We start from the raw sequence: 20886 nt of genomic DNA, 5'->3' as shown, positions 1-20886 counted from the left end.
TCCCGCGCCGTATAGTCCTCCAGCGCCCGCCCGACGCCCTCGCCCACCCGCTCGAACACCTGCGCCGGCACCCAGCCTTCCCGCCCGGCAACCGCGCAGAAATACCAGTCGTCCCAGCCCTCGGGCCCCTCGTAGCGCTCGCCTACCTTCAGCGAGGCGCCCCTGGTAAAAGCAATTGGCTCCGGATACTCGCTACGGTGGGCCACCATGACCTCGTAGTGCATTGCGCGCTCCTTCGTCTGCTGTACGGCAGGCGATGGTACGCAGGGCAACCCTCAAAGCGCATCGTGAAAGATGACACCCAATGTAAACCGCTCCCCCCAATGCAACCGGCTGACCCCATGCCGCATGTTCACCCGGTAATCCCCGCGGGCACCCCGCACCGGCCGCTGCGAGACGGCGAACAGCAGCGCATCGCCCTGGCGCAGCGGCACCACTTCCACCCGCGACTGCATGCGCGGGCGCTGTTCGGCGAGGACGAATTCGCCGCCGGTGAATTCCTCGTCCGGTTGCGACAGCAGGATGGCGACCTGCAGCGGGAAGGCCAGTTCGCCGTACAGGTCCTGGTGCAGGCAGTTGTAGTCGCCCGCGCCATAACGCAGCAGCAGGGGCGTGGGCCGCAGCTGGCCGGCGGCGTGGCAGCGTTCGAGGAATTCGGCGTGCCGCGCCGGGTAGGCCGGGGCCAGGCCCAGGCGCTGTTGCCAGGCGTTGGCGATGCCCGCCAGGGGCGGATAGAAGGCTTCGCGCAGGGTCTGCAGCGGCGCCGGCAAGGGATAGGCGAAGTAACGGTATTCACCCAGGCCGAAGCCGTGGCGGGCCATGACCACCCGGCTGCGGAAGGGCTCGTCACGGGCATAGAGGGCCCGCAACCACCGGCATTGGCGCCGGTCGAGCAGGCCGGGGACCTGGGCGTGGCCGTCGCTATCCAGCTGCGCGGCCAGGGCCGGCCAGTCCAGGGCGGCGATGCGCTCGGCGAGTGAGGACATGGGCGGGCTCCGAGGGGCGATGCCGCCAGTCTAGGCAAGCGGCGCGCCGGCGTGCGCCCCGATGCCGACTTTCAAACCCGGGGTTCGCGAGCAAGCTCGCGCCTACAGTCGCAGGAGGAATGCCCTACGAAAAGCGCCTCGGTGCGACGCTCGGTTCAGTCGTCGCCGGGATGGTCCGCCAGGCCTTCCAGCTCGGCCCGTGCCACTGCGCGCTCGTCGAGCTTGCGGCGGGCCGCCTCGGGCAGGTCGGTGTAGCGGATCACGCCGCGCTCGACCAGCACGTTGACCACGTCTTCCAGCACGCGGATCACTTCCAGGTCGGAATGGCGCAGCAGGTCCAGCCGGCTGCGCACCTCGGTGCGCGCGTCCAGCCACTGGCCGAGCTCCTCGCTCTGGTAGGCCAGCGTGTCGTTCATGCCCTCGAAGGGCTGGGTCTCCACTCTCAACAGCCTTCCCTGCCCATCGCGTTGTACGTAAACCATGCGGATCAACCTAACCGTCATTGTCAAGGGTGCGGACGGACCGCTCCCGTCCGTCGTCAGCTACCTGGGACCGTCGATCGGCCCCGGGGTTCGGCGCAGCTTAACAAGGTCGGCTCAAGAAAGCAGGCTGACCACCGCGAAACGGCTCAGGTTGGCCTGGGCCACCACGGTGCGGGTCACCGCCGCGTAGCTGGAGCCGCTGTCGCGCACCAGGTTGAACACCGACGCCGCGTAGTCCTGCGCCCATTGCTGTTCGTCGCGGTCGGCCTGGCGGGCGAGGAACTCGCGGATCTCGCCCTGGCGCTGGCGCAACTGGTCGCGCAGGGTGCCGATGCGGTCCAGCGCGTCTATCACCTGGTCGAGCAGGTGGCGCAGCTCGCGCTGGTCGCTGCCGGCCAGGCTCTGCGGCAGGTCCAGCAGGCGCTGCTCGCGGGTCTGGGCGCGGCTGGCGCGGTCCCTGGCGAAACGCTTGCCCTCCCCCTGCACGCTGAGCTGGCCGCCCTGCTTGCGCCAGTCGGCCTCGGCCATGGAGAAGGTCAGCTTGCCGTCGGCGTCGAGTTCCGCGCGGATGCCGCTGGACGCCAGGCCGATGTTGAAGCTGCGCAACAGCTGCTGGTCGCTCATGGCGTCGTCCAGCACCACCACGCCGGGTTCGCCCTGGGCGCGGCCGGCGCTGAACAGCAACGTCTCGCGGCCGCCGCTGCGGGCTTCGTCCAGGGTGGCCAGGCCGTCGATGGCGAAGCGGGTGCGCGCCGGTTCGTGCAGGTGCAGGTCGAGGTTGGCGTCCAGCCCGCCGGCGCTGCGCTCGCGGCGTTGCGCCAGCAGCTCGGTGGCCTGCCTGAGCGGTTGCTCCAGTTGCTTGCGGTTGCCGCCCTGGCCGCTGCCCAGCTCGCGGCCCAGGCTGAGCTTGAGCTGGTTGAGGCGCTCGGCCAGTTCGCCCAGGTAGCCCTCGGCGCTCTGCATGGCGCTGAGCTGCTGGTTGAGCTGGATGCTGAAGCCGGCGGCCTTGCCCACCCCGCGCTCGCCGGCCGGGGCCGTGGCGCTGCGCTTGCGCTGGCGCAGGGTGCGCTCGCCCACCGCCGGCGGCGCCTGGCGCGGCTGGCCATCGATGGCGGCGACCGCCGGGAAGGGGTTCTCGACCTTCATCGCGTTGCGCTCCTCAGAGCAGGCTGAACAGCGACAGGCCGTTGACCGTCAGGTAGGTCTTCTGCGTCGCCTGCAGGGCCAGCTTGTAGTTGCCCAGGTCGATGCTGGCCTTGCCGTAGTCCAGCGCCGAGAGGTCGCCCTCGACCTTCTGGTTGACCAGGGAGATGTCCTGGTTGCTGTTGTCCAGCAGGGTCAGGGTGTTCTGCCGCCCGCCCAGGTCGGTGATGGCCGCCAGCAGCTTGCCGTGGCTGTCGTCCAGCTGGTCGATGGTGGCGGCGATGCTCTGCTGGATGGCCGGGTCGCTGCTGTCCAGGGCCGGGTCCTGCAGCTTGGCCACCAGGGCGTGGAGGCCGTTGAGCAGGTCCATGCCGTTGCCGAACAGCGGGCGGATGGCGACGTTCTCGTCGACCATCACGCCGTTGGCCACCACCGCCTGGCGCGTCTTGTCGTTGCCGCTGGCGCTGTAGGTGCCGCTGGCCGCGTCGTAGGTCACCGCCGGCTGGTCGGTGAGGGTGCCGGAGAACAGGTAGCGGCCCTCCTCGTCCTTGACGTTCAGGTAGCTGACCAGGGTCTTCTCCAGGTTCGACAGCTCGCCGGCCATGGCGCCGAGCTGCTCCTTGGCGTTGGAGCCGTTGGCCGCCCAGAGCAGCAGGTCGCGGATGTCCAGCAGGGTGTCGGAGGTGGACTGCAGGTTGGTTTCCTGGATCGACAGGTTGCTCGACACCCCGGCGATGTTGCTGCCGTACTGGGCCAGGCTGGCCTCCGAACGCTGGATGCGCAGGATGCGCACCGCGGCGATGGGGTCGTCCGAGGGATGCTGGATGCGGTTGCTGCTGGACATCTGCTGCATCAGCTGCGACATCTTCTCGGTGTTGCGGTTCATCGAGTCCAGGAGGATGGCGGTGCTCTGCGAATTGGTGATGCGCATGGGGCGTCTCGTCGGGTGGCGGGCTACGGCGTTCAGAAGGCCGCGAGCATGCTGTCGAACAGGTCCTTGGCGGTGCTGATGACCTTCATGTTGGCCTGGTAGGCCTGCTGGTAGGTCATCAGGTTGACCGCCTCCTCGTCCAGGTTCACCGCGCTGACGCTGTCGCGCTGGTTCTGCGCCTGCTGCGTCACGGCCTTGGCGGTGTCCAGGTCGGCCTGGTTCTGCCGGCTGTCGCTGGCCACCCGGCCGATCAGCCCGGCGTAGGCGTCGTTGAGCGTCACGGCGTTGCCGTCGACGGTGATGACCTGGCTCTTCAGGTCGATCAGTTTCAGCAGGTTGCCGTTGTTGCCCTTTTCGCCAGCGCTGTCGGACAGCGCCAGTTCGGAAGGCTGCAGGCCGGTAAGGCTGAGCAGCTTGCCGGTGCTGCCGGCGTTGGCCTGCAGCAATGCCTGGCCGGGGTTGCCGTTCAGGTCGTAGCCGCCGGCCAGGGTGGAGTTGACCAGGTCGGCCACCTGGGTGGCCATCTGCGCCAGGCTGTCTAGGTTCGGCCGCAGGGTCTGGAACTCGGTGTCGTGCAGCGCGCCCATGGCGCCGCCCAGGTCCTGCTGGTCGATGGCGAACTGGGTGCCGGCGAAGGCCAGGCTGACGTCCTGCTCGCCGCTGCTGGTCAGGCTGACCTTCAGCTGCGCGGCGGAGGCGCCGGCCACCAGCGGCTGGCCGTTGGCCAGGGACACCGAGATGGAGCCGTCGACGGCGGCCGAGGTGCGGATGCTGCTGTACTGGCTGAGCTGGGTGATCAGGGCGTCGCGCTGGTCCTGCAGGGCCGAGGGGTCGGCGGCGGCGGACTGCGCGGCGACGATTTTCTTGTTCAGCAGGGCGATGTTGGAGGTCAGGCCGTTGATCTCGCCGACCATGGTGCCGCGCTGTTCCTGCAGGGACTTGAGCTGGGTGTCGATGTTGCCGGAAAGGGTGTTGAAGCGCTGCGCCAGGTTGCCGGCCTCGGCGATGATCTGCTGGCGCAGGGCGGTGGAGTCCGGGGTGGCGCTGGCCTCGCTCAGGGCGGCGAAGAAATTGTCCAGGCCGACGCTGATGCTGGCGCCGTCGCTGGACATCAGGTCCTCCAGCGCGCCCAGGTACTGCTGGGCGTTGCTGTAGTAGTTCTGCGCGGTGGTGGCGCGCCACAGCTGCTGGTTGAGGAAGTCGTCGGACATGCGCCGGATGCCGGTCACCTTCACCCCGCCGCCGGGGCTCAGCGAGCCTTGCCCGCCAAGGGAGCTGGTGAGCACCGACAGGCGGCTGAACCCGGGGGTGTTGACGTTGGAGGTGTTCTGCCCGGTGATCGACAGGCCGATCTCCGAGGCGCGCACGCCGCTGTAGGCGATCTGCGTCAAATTGCTCACGACTGCTTCCCTTTGGGCTGAAGGCGGATCGGTTGGGCGAAGGCGGCGGACATGGCCTGGTGTTGCGTGCCCTGCTGCTGATAGGCGACCGGTTCGGCCGCCGGCTTAAGCGGCGCCGGTGCCGTGGCCTGGCCGCGGCGGGCCAGGTCGTCGAGGATGCCGCGGGTGTAGCGGCGGGTTTCCTCGAAGGGGATGCGCTCGATCCAGGCCTCGCCGCTGATCTCGCCGCGGCGCGGGTCGCCGTTGCTCTTCAGCCATTCGTCGACGCGGCCGGGGCCGGCGTTGTAGGCGGCCAGGGCCAGGGCGCGGTGGCCGTCGTAGCGCTGCAGCATCTGGTCGAGGTAGGCACTGCCGAGCTGGCGGTTGTAGGCACCGTCGCGGGTCAGGCGCTGTTCGTCGAAGTCCAGGCCCAGCTTGGCGGCCATTTCCCGCGCGGTGTCGGGCATCAGCTGCATCAGGCCGCGGGCGCCCTTGGCCGAGACGGCGGCGATGTCGCCGGCGGACTCGTGGTCGATCAGGCTGTCCACCAGCTCGCCGAAGGCCGCGCTGCCACGCTGCCAGAGCCGCCCGACGCTCTGCACGCCGCGTTGCCAGTCGGCCACCACGGCCTGCTGCAGGCTGCGCGGCATGCCCATGCGGTCGCCGCCGGCGAGCATCTCGCCGCGGCCGTCGGCGTCGTGCCCGGAAAGCTGGCGTACCAGCAGCGCGGCGATGCCGGTCTGCTTGCGCTCGGCCAGGTTGTCGGCCAGTACACCATCGTAGAAGTCGCGCATGGTGTCCAGGTCGCGGCTGCGGGTGATGCCGCCGGCCGAGAGCACGTCGCCGGCCTTGCGCATCTGCTTGAGGATCTGCTGCAGGAACAGCGCCTCGAACTGCTCGGCGGCCGCCTCCAGGCGCGCCTGGGGGTTGCCGTCCTGGCCGCGCGCGGCGTTCAGCGCGGTGGGGAGTGAAACGATGCTCATGCGCGCGCCCTAGATGATGATGAGTTCGGCGTTCAGCGCGCCGGCCTTCTCCAGCGCCTGGAGAATGCTCATGACGTCGTCCGGGGTGGCGCCGAGGCTGTTCACGGTGTCGATGATGCCCTGCAGGCTGGCGCCCTCGGGCCAGCGGAACATCGGCTTCTTGTCCTGGGCGACGTTGACGTCGGACTGCGGCGTGACCGTGGTGCGGCCGCCGGAGAACGGCGCCGGCTGGCTGACCTGGGGGTTCTCGCTGATGGTCACGGTGAGGCTGCCGTGGGACACCGCGGCGGCCTTCACCCGCACGCCCTGGCCGATGACCACGGTGCCGGTGCGGCTGTTGAACACCACCTTCGGCCGTTCGCGGCCTTCCTGCACCTCCACCCCTTCGAGCAGGGCCATGAAGCTGGTGCGCTGGTTGGCCGAGACCGGCGCGCGCACGCTGACCTTGGTGCCGTCCAGGGCCTGGGCGCTGCCGGCGCCGAGCAGGTTGTCCAGGGCGGTGACGATGTGCGCGGCGGTCTGGAAGCTGGGCTGGCGCAGGTTGAGCATGATGTCCGGGCGGCTGGCGAAGTCGCTGGGGATCATCCGCTCGATGGTCGCGCCATTGGGGATGCGCCCGCCGTTGGCGGTGTTGATGGTGACGCTGGAGCCGCTCTGGCCGCTGGCGTTGAGGCCGCCCACGGCCACCGCGCCCTGGGCCAGGGCGTAGGTCTCGCCGTCGATGCCGCGCAGCGGCGTGAGCAGCAGCTGGCCGCCGCGCAGGCTCTTGGCATCGCCCAGCGAGGAGACGGTGACGTCCACCGTCTGCCCCGGGCTGAACGAGGGCGGCACTTCGGCGGTGATGCTCACCGCGGCGACGTTCTTCAGCTTGGGGTCGATGTTGGCCGGCAGGTTCACGCCGAACTGCTTGATCATGTTCACCACCGACTGGCTGGTGAACTTCACCTGGGTCTTGTCGCCAGTGCCGTCGAGGCCGACCACCAGGCCGTAGCCGATCAGCTGGTTGCCGCGGATGCCCTCCACGTCCACCAGTTCCAGCAGCGGCACGGCGCGGCTCGCCAGGGGCCAGCAGGACAGCGCCAGCGGCAGCAGGTACTTCAGGATGGCTCGCATGGCCGGCAGCGCCTCACAGCGGGAACAGGGGGTGGGTGAAGAAGCGCGTCAGCCAGCCGGCCGAGTTGCTGTCGTTGAGCACGCCGCGCCCGGCGTAGGAGATGTTGGCGTTGGCGACGTTCTGCGAGGACACCTGGTTGTTGCGGTTGATGTCCTCCACCCGCACCAGGCCGGTGAGGCGGATGAACTCCGAGCCCTGGTTCAGGCGCAGGTTCTTCTCGCCGCGGACCACCAGGGTGCCGTTGGGCAGCACCTGGTGCACGGTCACCGCGATGGCGCCGCGCAGGGAGTTCTGCTGCTCGCTCTTGGCGTCGCCCTTGAAGTCCCGCGAGCTGTCCGCCGAGCTTTCCAGGCGGTCGTAGCTGTGGCCGAGGATGGTGGGGATGCCGATGCCCAGGCTGGAGCTCTTGTCGAAGCTGGTGCCGGCGCTCTTGCTCGACTGCGTCTGCTCTTCCAGCACCACGGTGAGCACGTCGCCCACGCGCAGGGCGCGCTGGTCCTGCACCAGGCCGCCGTAGTAGCCGGGGCGGTACAGGCCGCCGCCGCTGGTGGGCGGCAGGCTGTAGTCGAGGGTCGGCGGCTGGTAGGCGCTGGAGTCCTCGTCCGGGAGCATCTCGTCGAAGCTCGCGCAGCCGCCCAGCAGCAGCAGGGCGAGCAGCGTCGGCAGGCGGCTCATGGCGGTCATACGGTCTGGTTGAGGAACTGCTGCATGCCGGAGGCGGCGTCCAGCACCTTGGCGTTGGCCTCGTAGGCGCGCTGGATGGCGATCATGTTCACCATCGCCTCCACCACCTGCACGTTGGAGCCTTCCAGCACGCCCTGCTTGAGGGTGCCCAGGCCGTCCTCGCCGGGCACGCCTTCCACCGGCTGGCCGCTGGCCACGGTCTCGCGGTAGAGGTTGCCGCCCAGGGCTTCCAGGCCGGCCGGGTTGGTGAAGTTGACCAGGGTGATCTGGCCGAGCTGGGTCGGCTGCGTCTCGCCGGCCATGATCGCGCTGACGGTGCCGTCGCTGCCCACGGTGAAGCTGCTGCTGCCGGCCGGCACCTCGATGTTGGGGACCAGCGGCAGGCCCTGGGCGTTGACCACCACGCCGTCGGAATTGAGCTGCAGCTGGCCGTTCTCGGTGTACAGGGTGTCGCCGTTGGGCGCTTCCACCTGGAAGAAGCCGCGGCCGACCACGGCCAGGTCCATCGGCTGGCCGGTGGTCTGCATGCTGCCTTCGGTGAACACCTTCTGCGTGCCGGCCACGCGCACGCCGCTGCCCAGCTGGATGCCCGAGGGCACGGTGTTGACCTGGTCGGCCTGGGCGCCGGGCTGGCGGTCGATGGAATAGAACAGGTCCTCGAAGACCACCCGGTCGCTCTTGAAGCCGGTGGTGTTGACGTTGGCCAGGTTGTTGGCCACCGCCGACAGCGCGGTGTCCTGCGCGGCCAGGCCGGTCTTGCTCACCCACAGTGCCGAACTCATGCGGTATCTCCTTAGCGGGCCGCGCGCGGCGCGGCCGGGTTGTACGGGGCGCGTCAGTCGCGCAGCAGGCGGTCGCCGGCGGACGCCATGTCCTCGGCCGCCTTCATCATCTTCACCTGGGTCTCGAACATGCGGTTCAGGCTCATGGTGGCGGTGAGCTGGTCGATGGACGACACGTTGCTCGCCTCCAGGTAGCCGCTGACCAGGCGCACGTTCTCGGCGGCCTCCGCCGGCTGGCCGTCCTTGCGCACCAGCAGGCCGGCGGCGTTCTTCTGCAGCTCGGCGACCGGGGCGTCGACCAGCTTGATGCGGTCCACCTCGGTCATCAGGTAGTCGCCGCGGGGCATCACCGAGACGGTGCCGTCCTCGCCGATGTTCACGCTGTCGTACTCGGGCAGGACGATCGGGCCGCCCTCCCCCAGCACCTGGCGGCCGTTGATGGTCAGCCGCCCTTCGCTGTCCACCAGCATGCTGCCGTGGCGGGTGTAGGCCTCGCCCTCGCCGTCCTGCAGGGCGATCAGGCCCTGGCCGCGGATGGCGAAGTCGAGGTCGCGGCCGGTCACCGTGAGGGTGCCGGGGGCCATGTCGACGCCGTTGTTCTCCAGGCGCGCCAGGTGCCGGCTGTCGTAGCCGTAGCCGGTCACGTCCACGGCGCTGACGCGCTCCATGTCGGCGCGGAAGCCCGGGGTGTTGGCATTGGCCAGGTTGTTGGCGCGCACCTGCAGCGACTGCAGGGTGCGGCTGGCGGCGCTCATCGCGGTGTAGGCCAGGCGGTCCATGGGTCAGCCTCAGATGGCGCTGAACAGCGCTTGGGTGAGTTCCTTGTCGGTGGTCAGCACCTTGGTGTTGGCCTGGTAGTTGCGCTGGCCTTCCATCAGGTTCACCAGTTGCGCGGTGAGGTCGACGTTGGAGCCTTCCAGCGCGCCGGCCACCAGGTCGCCGAACTGGCCGCCGCCGGGGGCGCCCACCAGCGGGCCGCCGGAGGCCGAGGTCTCGGTCCAGGCGGTGCCGCTGACCGCGCGCAGGCCCTCGGGGTTGACGAAGCTGGCCAGCACCACCTGGCCCTGCAGCAGGCGCTGGCCGTTGCTGTAGTTGACGTAGACCATGCCGTCGTCGTCGACGGTCAGGCCGGTCTTGTCGCCGGAGGCATAACCGGAGGCCTTGTTGGTGGTGACGGCGAAGTCGGAGCCGTACTGGGTGGTGCCGGTGTAGTCGACGCTGACCGCCAGGGCGTTCACGCCGCCGGCCAGGCCGCCGACGTTGAGGGTGAAGGGCGCGCTGGGCGAGGTCAGCATGCCGGCGCTGTCGAAGCTCAGCGCCTGGGTGCCCACGGCGTTGCCGTCGGCGTAGTAGTGGCTGGTCCAGGCGTTGTCGGCGGTCTTCACGAAGTACTGCGTCAGGGTGTGTTCCTTGCCCTGGGAGTCGTAGACCTTGGTGGTGTAGGTGGAGTTGTAGGTGGAGGCGTTGGCCGGGTCGAAGGCCAGCGCCGGCACGGCCTCGTCGGCGTCGAGGTTGGCGACGAAGGCCAGGCTGTCGGTGGGCTTGGCCGGCAGGCTGGCGGTCTTCACCTGCAGGTCGCCGAGCACGCCGGCCTGCAGGTTGCCGGCGGCGTCCACCGAGTAGCCCTGCAGGCGCTGGCCGGAGGCGTTGACCATGTAGTTGGCGTTGTCGGTGTTGAACACCCCGGCGCGGGTGTACTGGGTCTCGCCGGTGGCGCTCTTGACCATGAAGAAGCCGGCGCCGGAAATGGCCAGGTCGAGGTTGCGGCTGGTGTTGGTGAGGCTGCCGCCGAGGCTGATGCTCTGGGTGTTGCCCAGCACCTCCACGCCCATCGCCTGGCTGTCGGCGTAGACGCTGCCGAACTCGGTGCGCGAGGACTTGAAGCCGACGGTGCCGACGTTGGCGATGTTGTTGCTGACGGTATCCAGCTGCTCGCTGACGGCGTTCAGCCCGGTCAGGGAAATGTTGAAGCTCATCGGGTTCGCTCCTGGGCGGGATCAGGCAGCCGCGCTGCCGAATTCGACGATGTTGTAGAAGGGCACGGAACCGGCGCCCTCCACTTCCAGTACCGGGCCGCTGTCGCTGACGCGCACGTGGCTGACCTTGCCGCCGACCTCGACCTTGGGCTTCTCGCCGCTGCTGGTCTCGACCTCGACGCTGTACTTGCCCGGCGCCAGGCCGAGCTTCTGCGTGTCGACGCTGAAGCCTATGCTGCCGGCCTCCTGCGGGCCGAGGGCGAGCCTGGTGACCTCGCCGGTGGCGGCGCTGGTCAGCTTCAGGGTGGTGCTGGTGGAGGCGTGCTCCAGCTGCACCTGGCCATCGACCGCGGCGCCGTCCAGCTGCAGGCTGTCCACCGAGACCATCACCTTCTGCCCCACCAGCCCGGCGGCGGTGAGGTTCTGCAGGTTGTCGGCGAGCACCAGGCTGTTCTTCTGGATGGTGTTGAGGTTCTCCAGGCTCTGCACCTGGGACAGCTGCGAGTACTGGTTGACGAACTGGGTGCTGTCCACCGGGTCGGTCGGGTCCTGGTACTGGATCTGCGCGACCATCAGGGTGATGAAGTTGTTCTGCAGCTGCGACACGTCGGTCAGGTTGACGCCGACGCTGTCGCCGCCGGTGCTGCCGCCATTGGTGGAGCCGGTGCCGTTGACGCTGCTGGTCATGTCTGCTCTCCCAGCTTCAGCAGGCCCTGCTGCATGCTGCGTACGCGGTTGAGGACGTCGACGCTGGTCTCGAAGCTGCGGGTGGCCGACATCATGTCGGTCATTTCCTCGATCTCGTTGACGTCCGGGTAGTAGACGTAGCCGTCGCGGTTGGCCAGCGGGTTGTTCGGCTCGTAGCGGCGCTGCGCCTGCGTGCCGGAAGTCACCACGTCGAGCACCTGCACGCGGGCGCCGCCCATGCCGGCGTCGCGGCTCAGCTCGTCGTTGCCGTACACGGCGGCGAACATCGGCTTGCGCGCCTTGTACGCGGCGTCGGCGCTGGAGGCGGCGGAATCGGCGTTGGCCAGGTTGCTGGCCACTGTGTTCAGGCGCACGGTCTGCGCGGTCATCGCGGAACCGGCGATGCGGTAGATGGAGTCCAGTGCCATGCTCAACGTCCTTCGATGGCCTGCCTGAGGCCGCGGAACTTCATGCCGAGGAAGGTCAGGCTGGTCTGGAAGCCCATGGCGTTGCGGGCGAACTCCGACTGCTCCACGCCCTGCTCGACGGTGTTGCCGTCTTCCGACGGCTGGTTGGGGATGCGGTACTTCAGTTGCGCGCTGTCGTCGGCGAAAGCCAGCCCGGCGTCCTCGGCCTGCGGGTCGAGGCGGCGCATCTCGCCGGCGAAGTCGATGTCGCGGGCGAGGAAGCCCGGGGTGTCCTGGTTCGCCAGGTTGGCGGCGAGGATTTCGCTGCGCTGGGTGCGGACCTGCAGCGCGCGCACGTGCACGGCGAGGGATTCTTCTACCCGTATGCTCATCGGTGGCTGTCTCCGGCCTGACTCTTGCTGGCGTCCCCTTCAGCAGGAACCGTGCCTAACTTGAGAACAGCGAGCAAAGCCTTGATTTCATTGACTTGCAGCCAGCATCGGCAACCCCCGGCCGCCCCCCGGCTTCCGCTTTCGCGTCGCCTGGCGGGCCGGGGCGGAAAAAGCCTTTCCGCCCTCTTCCTGGTCCTCGCCGGCAGCCTGGCCAGCCCCGCCACCGAGGCGGCCGGCGAGGTTCGCGCGCAGATCGAGCGGGCGGTGAGCGCGCAACTGGACGCCCAGCTGCGCGAAGAAGCACGGCGCAACGGCTGGCAGGGCCTGCGCAGCCAGTTCAGCCACGAACTGCTCGGCAGCCTGCCGCCCGCGCCCTGCAGCACGCCGCTGCAAGTGCAGCGGCGCAGCGACGAGCCCTCGGCCCTGGCCCGCCAGCGCCATGAAGTCCGCTGCACCGACGGCGCCGGCTGGGCAGTGACGGTCAGCAGCCAGGCCGACGCCTTCCTGCCGGTGCTGGTGACCGCCGGCATGGTCGACCGCGGCCAGGTCCTGGCCGCCGCCGACCTGAAGCTGCAAGCGCAGAACATAGCCCGCGCCCACCACGGCTTCTTCACCCGCCCCGAACAGGTCATCGGCCAGGGCGCCCGCCGCCGCCTGCGCGCCGGCCAGCTGCTCACCCCCCAGGTGCTCGCCAGCGCCCAGCTGGTCAGGCGCGGCCAGCAGGTGCGCATCAGCGCCAGCCGCGACGGCATCCAGGCCAGCACCCCGGGCGAGGCCCTGGCCAACGGGCAGCAGGGGGAAGTGATCAAGGTGCGCAACCTGAGCAGCGAGAAGGTGATCCAGGCGCGGGTGATCGAGGCGGGGGTGGTCAGCAGCACCTTCGAATGAAAGCGCGCGCAGGGCGGATGATCGTTCGCGGTTATCCGCCGTTGGCCGTGTTACCGGAGCGTCCGGCGCGGCCGGTGAACCCAATCGCGGACGGAGTCCGCTCCTACGACGGTGTGTCCCGGAACCGTAGGAGCGGACTCTGTCCGCGATTTGGCGGATAACGCCGCAGGCGTTATGCGCCTCCGGGAGCTTCGCGGTTTCGCATCACGCCGAACGGTTCCCTCTCCCGCTTGCGGGGGAGGGTTAGGGAGGGGGAGCGGAGCCAGGGTTGGCAGAGGTGCGTGAGCGAAGTCCGCCCCTCTCCCCAACCCTCTCCCTGAAGGGAGAGGGGGCCGTCCGAGCAGGCGGATAACACAGCGTCAGCCGGCAAACTCGTAGGGCGAATAACCGTTCGCGGTTATCCGCCGTTAGCCCAAACACCGATGCCCGACGACGATGGCGGATAACGCCGTAGGCGTTATGCGCCCTACGAACTATCGCGAACGTGGGGAGCCAGGGTTCGCGAGCAAGCTCGCTCCTACGAAGAGCTGTGCCGCTCTTGATTTTGGATTTCCAGAGAAACATCCAAGCGCACCGGAACGCCCCTTCAGAAGGCCGAGCGAAACCGGCGCTCAGGAGGTCATGCGACATGGATGTCGCGAGAGCCCCGATCAGCACAGGGACGTGCTGTCGGGGCGGGCCTCCGTGGCGGGGGAGTTCGCGAGGGTAGCCCGGCTTCATCGGGCCCGTATGTCGGGGCAAGCCTTTTTGGTTCCTTTTTGCGGGGGTGGCCTTCCACCGATTGACAAAAGGGACTCGCCCGAGGGGGCGAAACGAGAGATATCAACGCACTCGGTGCGGCGCGCTACACCAAGCCTCAAGCCAATTGGGTTTCCGAGTTCGCGGAAACGGCGGATATCGCCTGGGGCGTCATCCGCCCTACAGGCGCGCCAGCACCCCGGGCAGTTCCGCGAGGCTGTGGATGATCGCGCTGGGGGCTTCCTCGCCGTCCCAGGCCTTGCGCGCCGGGTTGAACCAGATGGCCTGCAGGCCGGCGCGGCGGGCGCCGGCGATGTCGTCGCTGGGGTGGTCACCGATGTGCACTGCCTGCTGCGGTGCCACGCCGGCGCGCTTGAGCGCTTCCTGGAAGGGTTTCGGGTCGGGCTTGCCGATGCCCAGTTCCTCGGCGCACAGGGCGAACTGGAAGTAGTCGGCCAGGCCCAGGCGGCGCACGTCGGCGTTGCCGTTGGTGAGCACGCCGAGGATGAAGCGGTTGGCCAGGGCTTCCAGGGTCGGGTGCACCTCGGGGAACAGGCTGACCTGGTGGCGCGCGTGGAGGAAGACCTGGAAACCGGCCTCGGCCAGGTCCGCCGCTTCCGCCTGTGGATAACCGGCGTCGAGCAGGGCGTGCAGGAGGATGCGCCGGCGCAGTTCGCTCAGGCGGTGCCTGAGCATCGGGTCCTGCTGCATCAGCCGTGCGCGGATCGCCCACAGGTGCTCGATGGGCACCGGGCCGAGCTGCGCGGCGTTCGCCGCCAGCCACTCGCGCAGGGTGGCCTCGGCGCTGTTCATCACCGGGGCGACATCCCAGAGGGTGTCGTCGAGGTCGAAGGTGACCAGCTGGATACTCATTCCTCGGCTCCTGTATCGCTGTCTTTCCTGCCGCGCCGGGCGCGGGGGTGGGCCTGGTCGTAGACCTTGGCCAGGTGCTGGAAGTCCAGGTGGGTGTAGATCTGCGTGGTGGCGATGTCGGCGTGGCCGAGCAGTTCCTGCACCGCGCGCAGGTCCTGGGAGGATTCCAGGATATGGCTGGCGAAGGAATGCCGCAGCATGTGCGGGTGCAGGTGCTGGCCCAGCTCGCGCACGCCGGCCTGGCGCACGCGCAGCTGCACGGCGCGCGGCGTCAGGCGCTTGCCGCTGTGGCCGACGAACAGTGCGCGGTCGGCCGGGCGGGCCTGCTCGCGCAGCGGCAGCCAGTCCTCGATGGCCTGGCGCGCGGCGCGCCCCACCGGCAGCTCGCGGACCTTGTTGCCCTTGCCGAGCACTCGCACCAGGCCGGCGGACAGGTCCAGGCCGTCGAGGTCCAGGCCGACCAGTTCGGACAGGCGCAGGCCGGAGGAGTAGAACAGCTCCAGCATGGCCTGGTCGCGGCGGGCGATGAAGTCGTCCTCCAGGGCGCCGTCGAGCAGTTGCCCGGCGCGGTCGGCATCGAGGGTGCGCGGCAGCTTGCGCGCGGCCTTGGGCGCGGCCAGGCCGTCGGCGGGGTTGTGCCGGCAGCGGCCCTCGCGGATCAGGTACTGGTAGAGCCCGCGCACCGCCGAGAGCAGCCGCGCCAGGCTGCGGCTGGCCAGGCCTTGTGCATGCAGGCGGGCGACCTGCGCGCGCAGCTCGCGCACCTGCAGGTCGGCCCAGTCGGCGATGCCGTTCTTCTCGCACAGCGCCACCACCTTGAGCAGGTCGCGCTGGTAGCCGGCGAGGGTATGCGCGGACACCTGGCGCTCGCTGCGCAGGTGTTCGAGGAAGGCATTCAGGTCGGCTTCAAGTTTCACAGGGGCTCCAGGCTACAGGCAGCAGGCTACAGGCAAAAGCACTCGGCCTGCCGCTCTTGGCCTGCAGCCTGCCGCCGCTCTCAGCGTACCGACCGCAGCGGCGTGGAGAAGCGCGGCAGGACGCGGGCCAGGACCTCGGCCACGTAGCCGAGGAACAGGGTGCCGAGGGAGCTCTTGTAGTGCTGCGGGTCCGGGCTGCCGATGGCCAGCACGCCGTGCAGGCCCTGGTAGTTCAGCGAGACCACCGCCGCCGAGCCGACACCGTCGCGCTCGGCTTCGCCGAACAGGAAGGCCAGCTCGTGGGGGCGCAGCACGCCGCACACGGTCTTGCCGCCGGAGAGCAGGCCGCCGATGGCCTGGTGCGCCTCGGCGCTGCTCACCGAGCGGCCCACCGGCAGGTTGTTGTCGCTGAACAGGATGAAGCTGACGTAGGGCACCTGGAATTCGTGGCGCAGGCTGTCTTCCACGGTGCTGACCACGTCTTCCAGGCTGGTGGTGTCGAGCAGGTCGAGCACCAGGCGGCGGGTCTTGTCGAACAGCCGGTCGTTGTCGCGGGCCACGTCCATCAGCTGCGCCAGGCGGTGGCGCATCTCGATGTTGCGCTCGCGCAGCAGGCGCACCTGGCGCTCCACCAGCGAGACGGCGTTGCCGCTCTCGTGGGGGATGCGCATCTCCGGGATCAGCTCGTCGTGCTCGACGAAGAATTCGGGATGCTGGCGCAGGTACTCGGCGACCTGTTCGGCATCCAGCGGCGGGCGGTGTTCCGGGCTGTTCTCGGTCATGGGCGTCTCGGCTTGGCGTCTCGGGTTACAGGCGGACCTGGCCTTCGTACACCCGCACGGCGGGCCCGGTCATCATAACCGGCTGGCCGGGGCCTGCCCACTCGATGTTCAGGCGGCCGCCCGGCAGGTCGATCTGCACCGGCGAGCGCAGCCAGCCCTGGCGGATGCCGGCCACCGCGGCGGCGCAGGCGCCGGTGCCGCAGGCCAGGGTCTCGCCGACGCCGCGTTCCCACACGCGCAGGCGCGCATGGTTGGCGTCGAGCACCTGCAGGAAGCCGATGTTGGCCTTGGCCGGGAAGCGCGGGTGCACCTCCAGTTGCGGGCCCAGGGTGCGCACCGGGGCGGTGTCGACGTTGTCCACCCGCAGCACGCCGTGGGGGTTGCCCATGGAGATGGCGGCCAGTTCGACGCTCTGCCCGTCGACGTCCACGGTGTAGCTGGTGGCCTCGGCGTCGGCGACGAAGGGCACCTGTTCCGGCGCCAGGCGCGGCGCGCCCATGTCCACGGTGACCTGGCCGTCGTTGGCGACGCTGAGCTCGATGATGCCGCCCTTGGTCTCGACGCGGATGGTCTTCTTCATGGTCAGGCGCTTGTCCAGCACGAAGCGGGCGAAGCAGCGCGCACCGTTGCCGCACTGTTCCACTTCGCTGCCGTCGGCGTTGAAGATGCGGTAGCGGAAGTCGACGTCGGGGGTGCCCGGCGGTTCGACGATCAGCAGCTGGTCGAAGCCGACGCCGGTGTTGCGGTCGCCCCAGGTCTTGACGTGGCGGGGCAGCACGTGGGCGTGCTGGCTGACCAGGTCGAGGACCATGAAGTCGTTGCCCAGCCCGTGCATCTTGGTGAAGCGCAGTAACATGGTCTCGGCCTCACTCCGGCAGCAGGCTTTCGCCGGCGTAAAGCTCCTGGACGGTCTCGCGGCGGCGCACCTCGAAGGCCCGCTCGCCATCCACCAGCACCTCGGCGGCGCGGCCGCGGGTGTTGTAGTTGGAACTCATGACGAAACCATAGGCGCCGGCCGAGCGCACCGCCAGCAGGTCGCCTTCCTCCAGGGCCAGCTCGCGGCCCTTGGCGAGGAAGTCGCCGGTCTCGCAGATGGGGCCGACCAGGTCGTAGGTGCGTTTCTCGCCGGCGCGCGGGACGACCGGGCTGACTTCCATCCAGGCCTGGTACAGCGCCGGGCGGATCAGGTCGTTCATCGCCGCGTCGATGATGGCGAAGTCCTTGTGCGCGGTGTGCTTGAGATACTCCACGCGGGTCAGCAGCAGGCCGGCGTTGGCCACGATGTAGCGGCCCGGCTCGAACACCAGGGTCAGCTGGCGGCTGCCCAGGCGCTCGCGGATGGCGCGGATGTAGTCGCTGGCCGGCGGCGGGGTTTCGTCGCGGTAGCGCACGCCCAGGCCACCGCCCAGGTCCAGGTGGCGGATGAGGATGCCGCGCGCGGCCAGGCGGTCGACCAGCGCCAGCAGGCGGTCGAGGGCGTCGAGGAAGGGCTCGAGCTGGGTCAGCTGCGAGCCGATGTGGCAGTCAACGCCCTTCACGTCCAGGTTCGGCAGCTCGGCGGCGCGGGCGTAGATGGCCTCGGCATCGTCGATGTCGACGCCGAACTTGTTCTCTTTCAGCCCGGTGGAGATGTAGGGGTGGGTCTGGGCGTCCACGTCCGGGTTCACCCGCAGCGACACCGGCGCCTTGACGCCCAGTTCCGCGGCCACTTCCTGCAGGCGCTCCAGCTCCATGGTGGATTCGACGTTGAAGCAGTGCACGCCCACTTGCAGGGCGCGGCGCATGTCCTCGCGGGTCTTGCCGACGCCGGAGAACACCACCTTGGCCGGGTCGCCGCCGGCGGCCAGCACGCGTTCCAGCTCGCCGCGCGAGACGATGTCGAAGCCCGAGCCCAGGCGCGCCAGGACGTTCAGCACGGCCAGGTTGGAGTTGGCCTTGACCGCGAAGCAGACCAGGTGCGGCAGGCCCTGCAGGGCGTCGGTATAGGAGCGGAACTGCTGCTCGATGTGAGCGCGCGAGTAGACGTAGGTGGGCGTGCCGAAGCGCTCGGCGATGGCCGACAACGCCACGCCTTCCGCGAACAGTTGCCCGTCACGGACGTTGAATGCCTCCATGTGCTGCTCCCTTACAGACCGTAGCGGTCCTTGCTGTGCTTGCTTTGGGCTTGCTGGTCGTCCGGCAGGTACAGCGGGCCTTTCTGGCCGCAGCCGGCGAGCGCGGCGCTGAGCACGGCGAGCGCGACGAAGGGAAGAAGCAGTCGCTTCATGGCGGAATCCTTGTGATCAAAGCGTAATTGGACCGGAGTATACCGGCCCCCCGGCGCCTTGCCTATGCGAGCGGACTCCCGCCCGGCGGGCCTTGCAAAGGGGCTGGCGGGGGCCGCGACGGCGCCTGTTCCAGCGCGAGTACGGCACCTGCCGCGACCCCGTCGCGCAGTCATACGATGGATGGGCGGCGGCGCGCCGGAACAGTCCCGTCCCTTCGGGTTGCGCGGAAAATGTCGCCATGCGTCGTTGCGGGACTTGGCAAGGGGCGACCATTCCCGGCGTCCCGCGTCTAGCCTGACGGCATTTTTCGCAGCAACGCGGTTTGCGATCAGCCCCCGCCAGCCCCTAGCATCTGAAGGAAAAAACGGAGGATCCATGCAAGCCCCCGTCCCACTCGCCGGCTCCATCTCCATCGCCTACGTGCAGGGCCTGGTGGACCATCTCGAACGTCGCGGCGTCGCGCCGCAGCGGCTGCTGGCCGGCGTCCAGCTCGACCCGGCGGTCCTCGACCAGCGCGAGGCGCGCATCGCCGCCAGCGTCTATGTCGACCTGCTGGAGCTGGGCCTGGCGCTGAGCGGCGACGCCGACCTCGGCCTGCACCTGGGCGAGGCGGTGCGCCCTGGCCACTTCGGCGTGCTCGGCTACCTGCTGATGAGCTGCGCGACCCTCGGCGACGCCCTGCACCGCCAGGCCCGCTACGCCGAGCTGGTGGGCAGCCTGGGCCGCGTCGAACTGGCCGACGAGCCGCCGCGCGCCGGCCACGAGCCGCTGGTGCGGCACAGCTGGGAGCCGTTGCTGCCGCGCCAGCAGCGCCAGCTGGCGGAGGAGACCCTGGCCTGCTGGCTGCGTTTCGGCCACTGGATCAGCGGCCGCGACCAGGCACCGCTGGAGGTGCGCTTCCGCCACCCGGCGCCGGCCGACATCGCCGAGCACCGGCGCATCTTCCGCTGCCCGGTGCTGTTCGGCCAGGCGGACAACGCCCTGGTGTTCCCCCGGCGCCTGCTGGCGCTGCCCCTGGAGCAGGCCGACAGCCAGATCCAGCGCACCCTCGACGCCTACGCCGGGCGCCTGCTGGAAAGCATCCGCCGAGGCGACGGCGTGCTCGAGCGGGCCCGCCAGTGCCTGGCCGAGCGCCTGCCGGAGCAGGCGGTCGACCTCGAGGCCCTGGCCGGCGAGCTGGCCCTGAGCCCGCGCACCCTGCAGCGCCGCCTGCGCGACAGCGGCCTGTCGTTCAGCCGCCTGGTGGACGAGACGCGCCAGCAACTGGTGCTGCACCACCTGCGCGACCCGGCGCTGGAGCTGGCCGACGTCGCCAGCCTGGTCGGCTTCAGCGAGACCGGCTCGCTGGCGCGGGCCTTCCGCCGCTGGACGGGGCAGAGTCTCGGGCAATACCGGCGTACACTGCAGCCTTTGGCAGATTCCTGAGGACAATGCATGAGCAGCATGAGCGAAGCCCGTTTCCACGACCTCGTCGACGAGGTGCAGACCACGGTGGAAGACGCCTTCGATGACAGTGACCTGGACGTGGACCTGGAGAATTCCGGCGGCGTGCTGACCGTGCGCTTCGAGAACGGCAGCCAGCTGATCCTCAGCCGCCAGCCGGTGCTGCGCCAGCTGTGGGTGGCGGCGCGCTCCGGCGGTTTCCACTTCGACTACGACGAGTCCGGCAGCCTGTGGCTGAGCGACAGCACCCGCGAGCCGCTGGGCGCGCTGCTCAACCGGGCGACCCTGGAGCAGGCGGGCACGGATGTCGAGTTCCCCGGCCTCTGAGGCGCCGGTGCCCTCGCCCTGCTGCCGGCGCTGCTGCCTGGACGAGGGCGACGTCTGCCTGGGCTGCGGCCGCAGCCTGGCGGAGATTCTCGAATGGAACCAGGCCGATGGCGAGCGCCGCCGGCAGATCGTCGAGGCCGCCCTGGCGCGCCGCAAACCGCTGTGGCCGTACCCCTGAGCGGGTGGCCTTGCTTATTCGCGGCACTGTGTTAGTGTCCGCTGAAAACCCCGCCTTGGGCGGGGTTTTTCTTTTTTCGATCCACTGCCAAGGAGTCTGCCGGCCATCATGACCACCGCACCGTCCATCACCGTTACCCGTCTCGACCTGCAACGTCTGGAGCGCCTGCTCGACAGCCTGGATGAGTACGGTCCCGCCGCCGAAGCGCTGGAAGCCGAGCTGTCCCGCGCCAACGTGGTCGGCCACGACGAGGTGCCGCCGGGCGTGGTGACCATGAATTCCACGGTGCGCTGCCGCGAGGAAGGCAGCGGCAAGGAGTACCTGCTGACCCTGGTCTACCCGGAAGACGCCGGCGGCGAAGGCAAGGTGTCCATCCTCGCGCCGGTGGGCACCGCGCTGCTGGGCCTGACCGTCGGCCAGAGCATCGACTGGCCGGCCCCGGGCGGCAAGACCCTCAAGCTGAGCCTGCTGGACATCACCTACCAGCCCGAGGCCGCCGGCGACTACAACCGCTGAGGCCTCCCGGC

26 protein-coding genes are annotated in these 20886 nt (G+C 69.4%); 5 read left to right on the top strand and 21 right to left on the bottom strand.

Annotated elements, in window-relative coordinates:
* The 15 genes from DK254_RS34485 to flgB all read right to left on the bottom strand — a co-directional run.
* Positions 1–224, bottom strand: a 224-nt coding sequence (locus DK254_RS34485; RefSeq protein WP_256595805.1) for an SH3 domain-containing protein, incomplete at its 3' end; no start/stop codon positions are given.
* Positions 225–275: 51 nt separating this feature from the next.
* Entirely contained in the window at positions 276–986 is a 711-nt protein-coding gene (locus DK254_RS05200; protein ID WP_109932756.1) for a 2OG-Fe(II) oxygenase, read from the bottom strand.
* Positions 987–1141: 155 nt separating this feature from the next.
* The gene (locus DK254_RS05195) at positions 1142–1468 is read right to left on the bottom strand and encodes a tryptophan synthase subunit beta (protein WP_089393561.1); all 327 of its coding nucleotides are present in this window, start codon (positions 1466–1468) and stop codon (positions 1142–1144) included.
* A 114-nt stretch (positions 1469–1582) separates the two neighbouring features.
* Complete coding sequence (locus DK254_RS05190) at positions 1583–2614, bottom strand: hypothetical protein (protein WP_109932754.1); 1032 nt, start codon at positions 2612–2614, stop codon at positions 1583–1585.
* A 13-nt stretch (positions 2615–2627) separates the two neighbouring features.
* Positions 2628–3542 (bottom strand): flagellar hook-associated protein FlgL, encoded by a 915-nt coding sequence (gene flgL, locus DK254_RS05185; protein ID WP_109932752.1) that lies wholly within the window; start codon positions 3540–3542, stop codon positions 2628–2630.
* Between the two features lie 32 nt (positions 3543–3574).
* Positions 3575–4942 (bottom strand): flagellar hook-associated protein FlgK, encoded by a 1368-nt coding sequence (gene flgK / locus DK254_RS05180; protein ID WP_109932750.1) that lies wholly within the window; start codon positions 4940–4942, stop codon positions 3575–3577.
* On the bottom strand, positions 4939–5904 hold the full coding sequence (locus DK254_RS05175) for a transglycosylase SLT domain-containing protein (RefSeq protein ID WP_109932748.1): 966 nt from the start codon (positions 5902–5904) through the stop codon (positions 4939–4941). The genes flgK and DK254_RS05175 overlap by 4 nt, the downstream gene beginning before the upstream one ends.
* Before the next feature lie 9 nt (positions 5905–5913).
* Positions 5914–7017: a flagellar basal body P-ring protein FlgI gene (locus DK254_RS05170; RefSeq protein WP_109932746.1), complete on the bottom strand. Its 1104-nt coding sequence runs from the start codon at positions 7015–7017 to the stop codon at positions 5914–5916.
* A gap of 13 nt (positions 7018–7030) precedes the next feature.
* Positions 7031–7693, bottom strand: coding sequence for a flagellar basal body L-ring protein FlgH (gene flgH / locus DK254_RS05165; protein WP_109933009.1), 663 nt, complete (start codon positions 7691–7693; stop codon positions 7031–7033).
* Positions 7694–7698: 5 nt separating this feature from the next.
* Positions 7699–8484 carry a flagellar basal-body rod protein FlgG gene (flgG, locus tag DK254_RS05160; protein WP_109932744.1) on the bottom strand — a complete coding sequence of 262 codons (786 nt, stop codon included), beginning with the start codon at positions 8482–8484 and terminating at the stop codon, positions 7699–7701.
* Positions 8485–8537: 53 nt separating this feature from the next.
* The gene (locus DK254_RS05155) at positions 8538–9263 is read right to left on the bottom strand and encodes a flagellar basal body rod protein FlgF (protein ID WP_109932742.1); all 726 of its coding nucleotides are present in this window, start codon (positions 9261–9263) and stop codon (positions 8538–8540) included.
* A gap of 9 nt (positions 9264–9272) precedes the next feature.
* Positions 9273–10460 (bottom strand): flagellar hook protein FlgE, encoded by a 1188-nt coding sequence (gene flgE, locus DK254_RS05150; RefSeq protein ID WP_109932740.1) that lies wholly within the window; start codon positions 10458–10460, stop codon positions 9273–9275.
* A gap of 21 nt (positions 10461–10481) precedes the next feature.
* Positions 10482–11147 (bottom strand): flagellar hook capping FlgD N-terminal domain-containing protein, encoded by a 666-nt coding sequence (locus DK254_RS05145; RefSeq protein ID WP_109932738.1) that lies wholly within the window; start codon positions 11145–11147, stop codon positions 10482–10484.
* Positions 11144–11575 (bottom strand): flagellar basal body rod protein FlgC, encoded by a 432-nt coding sequence (gene flgC / locus DK254_RS05140; RefSeq protein WP_109932736.1) that lies wholly within the window; start codon positions 11573–11575, stop codon positions 11144–11146. The genes DK254_RS05145 and flgC overlap by 4 nt, the downstream gene beginning before the upstream one ends.
* A gap of 2 nt (positions 11576–11577) precedes the next feature.
* Complete coding sequence (gene flgB / locus DK254_RS05135; protein ID WP_089393475.1) at positions 11578–11946, bottom strand: flagellar basal body rod protein FlgB; 369 nt, start codon at positions 11944–11946, stop codon at positions 11578–11580.
* Between the two features lie 264 nt (positions 11947–12210).
* Here flgB and flgA point away from each other — a divergent pair, with 264 nt between their 5' ends.
* Positions 12211–12834, top strand: coding sequence for a flagellar basal body P-ring formation chaperone FlgA (flgA, locus tag DK254_RS05130; RefSeq protein WP_256595804.1), 624 nt, complete (start codon positions 12211–12213; stop codon positions 12832–12834).
* A 918-nt stretch (positions 12835–13752) separates the two neighbouring features.
* Here the strand turns inward: flgA and DK254_RS05125 are convergent.
* The 6 genes from DK254_RS05125 to DK254_RS05100 all read right to left on the bottom strand — a co-directional run bounded on the left by DK254_RS05125 (position 13753) and on the right by DK254_RS05100 (position 18410).
* Positions 13753–14445, bottom strand: a complete 693-nt coding sequence (locus DK254_RS05125) for an HAD family hydrolase (RefSeq protein ID WP_109932734.1) — start codon at positions 14443–14445, stop codon at positions 13753–13755.
* Positions 14442–15362, bottom strand: coding sequence for a tyrosine recombinase XerC (gene xerC / locus DK254_RS05120; RefSeq protein ID WP_109932732.1), 921 nt, complete (start codon positions 15360–15362; stop codon positions 14442–14444). Before xerC ends, DK254_RS05125 begins: the two co-directional genes overlap by 4 nt.
* An 80-nt stretch (positions 15363–15442) precedes the next feature.
* Positions 15443–16144, bottom strand: a complete 702-nt coding sequence (locus tag DK254_RS05115; protein WP_089390804.1) for a DUF484 family protein — start codon at positions 16142–16144, stop codon at positions 15443–15445.
* 25 nt (positions 16145–16169) lie between these two features.
* Positions 16170–17000, bottom strand: a complete 831-nt coding sequence (gene dapF / locus DK254_RS05110; protein ID WP_109932730.1) for a diaminopimelate epimerase — start codon at positions 16998–17000, stop codon at positions 16170–16172.
* Positions 17001–17010: 10 nt separating this feature from the next.
* Positions 17011–18258: a diaminopimelate decarboxylase gene (gene lysA / locus DK254_RS05105; protein WP_109932728.1), complete on the bottom strand. Its 1248-nt coding sequence runs from the start codon at positions 18256–18258 to the stop codon at positions 17011–17013.
* A gap of 11 nt (positions 18259–18269) precedes the next feature.
* Positions 18270–18410, bottom strand: a complete 141-nt coding sequence (locus tag DK254_RS05100; protein WP_009614052.1) for a lipoprotein — start codon at positions 18408–18410, stop codon at positions 18270–18272.
* Positions 18411–18786: 376 nt separating this feature from the next.
* Between DK254_RS05100 and DK254_RS05090 the strand changes: the two genes are divergently transcribed.
* From DK254_RS05090 to rnk, 4 genes are all read left to right on the top strand, one after another.
* Positions 18787–19836 (top strand): AraC family transcriptional regulator, encoded by a 1050-nt coding sequence (locus tag DK254_RS05090; RefSeq protein ID WP_109932724.1) that lies wholly within the window; start codon positions 18787–18789, stop codon positions 19834–19836.
* Between the two features lie 9 nt (positions 19837–19845).
* On the top strand, positions 19846–20181 hold the full coding sequence (cyaY, locus tag DK254_RS05085) for an iron donor protein CyaY (RefSeq protein ID WP_109932722.1): 336 nt from the start codon (positions 19846–19848) through the stop codon (positions 20179–20181).
* Positions 20159–20359 (top strand): DUF1289 domain-containing protein, encoded by a 201-nt coding sequence (locus DK254_RS05080; protein WP_109932721.1) that lies wholly within the window; start codon positions 20159–20161, stop codon positions 20357–20359. Before cyaY ends, DK254_RS05080 begins: the two co-directional genes overlap by 23 nt.
* Before the next feature lie 108 nt (positions 20360–20467).
* Positions 20468–20875, top strand: coding sequence for a nucleoside diphosphate kinase regulator (rnk, locus tag DK254_RS05075; RefSeq protein WP_109932719.1), 408 nt, complete (start codon positions 20468–20470; stop codon positions 20873–20875).
* Positions 20876–20886 lie beyond the last annotated feature (11 nt).

The organism is Pseudomonas sp. RW407 (assembly GCF_003176655.1).
In the GTDB taxonomy this organism is placed as follows: Bacteria; Pseudomonadota; Gammaproteobacteria; order Pseudomonadales; family Pseudomonadaceae; genus Pseudomonas; species Pseudomonas delhiensis.
This window is presented reverse-complemented; position numbering and strand designations above follow the sequence as displayed.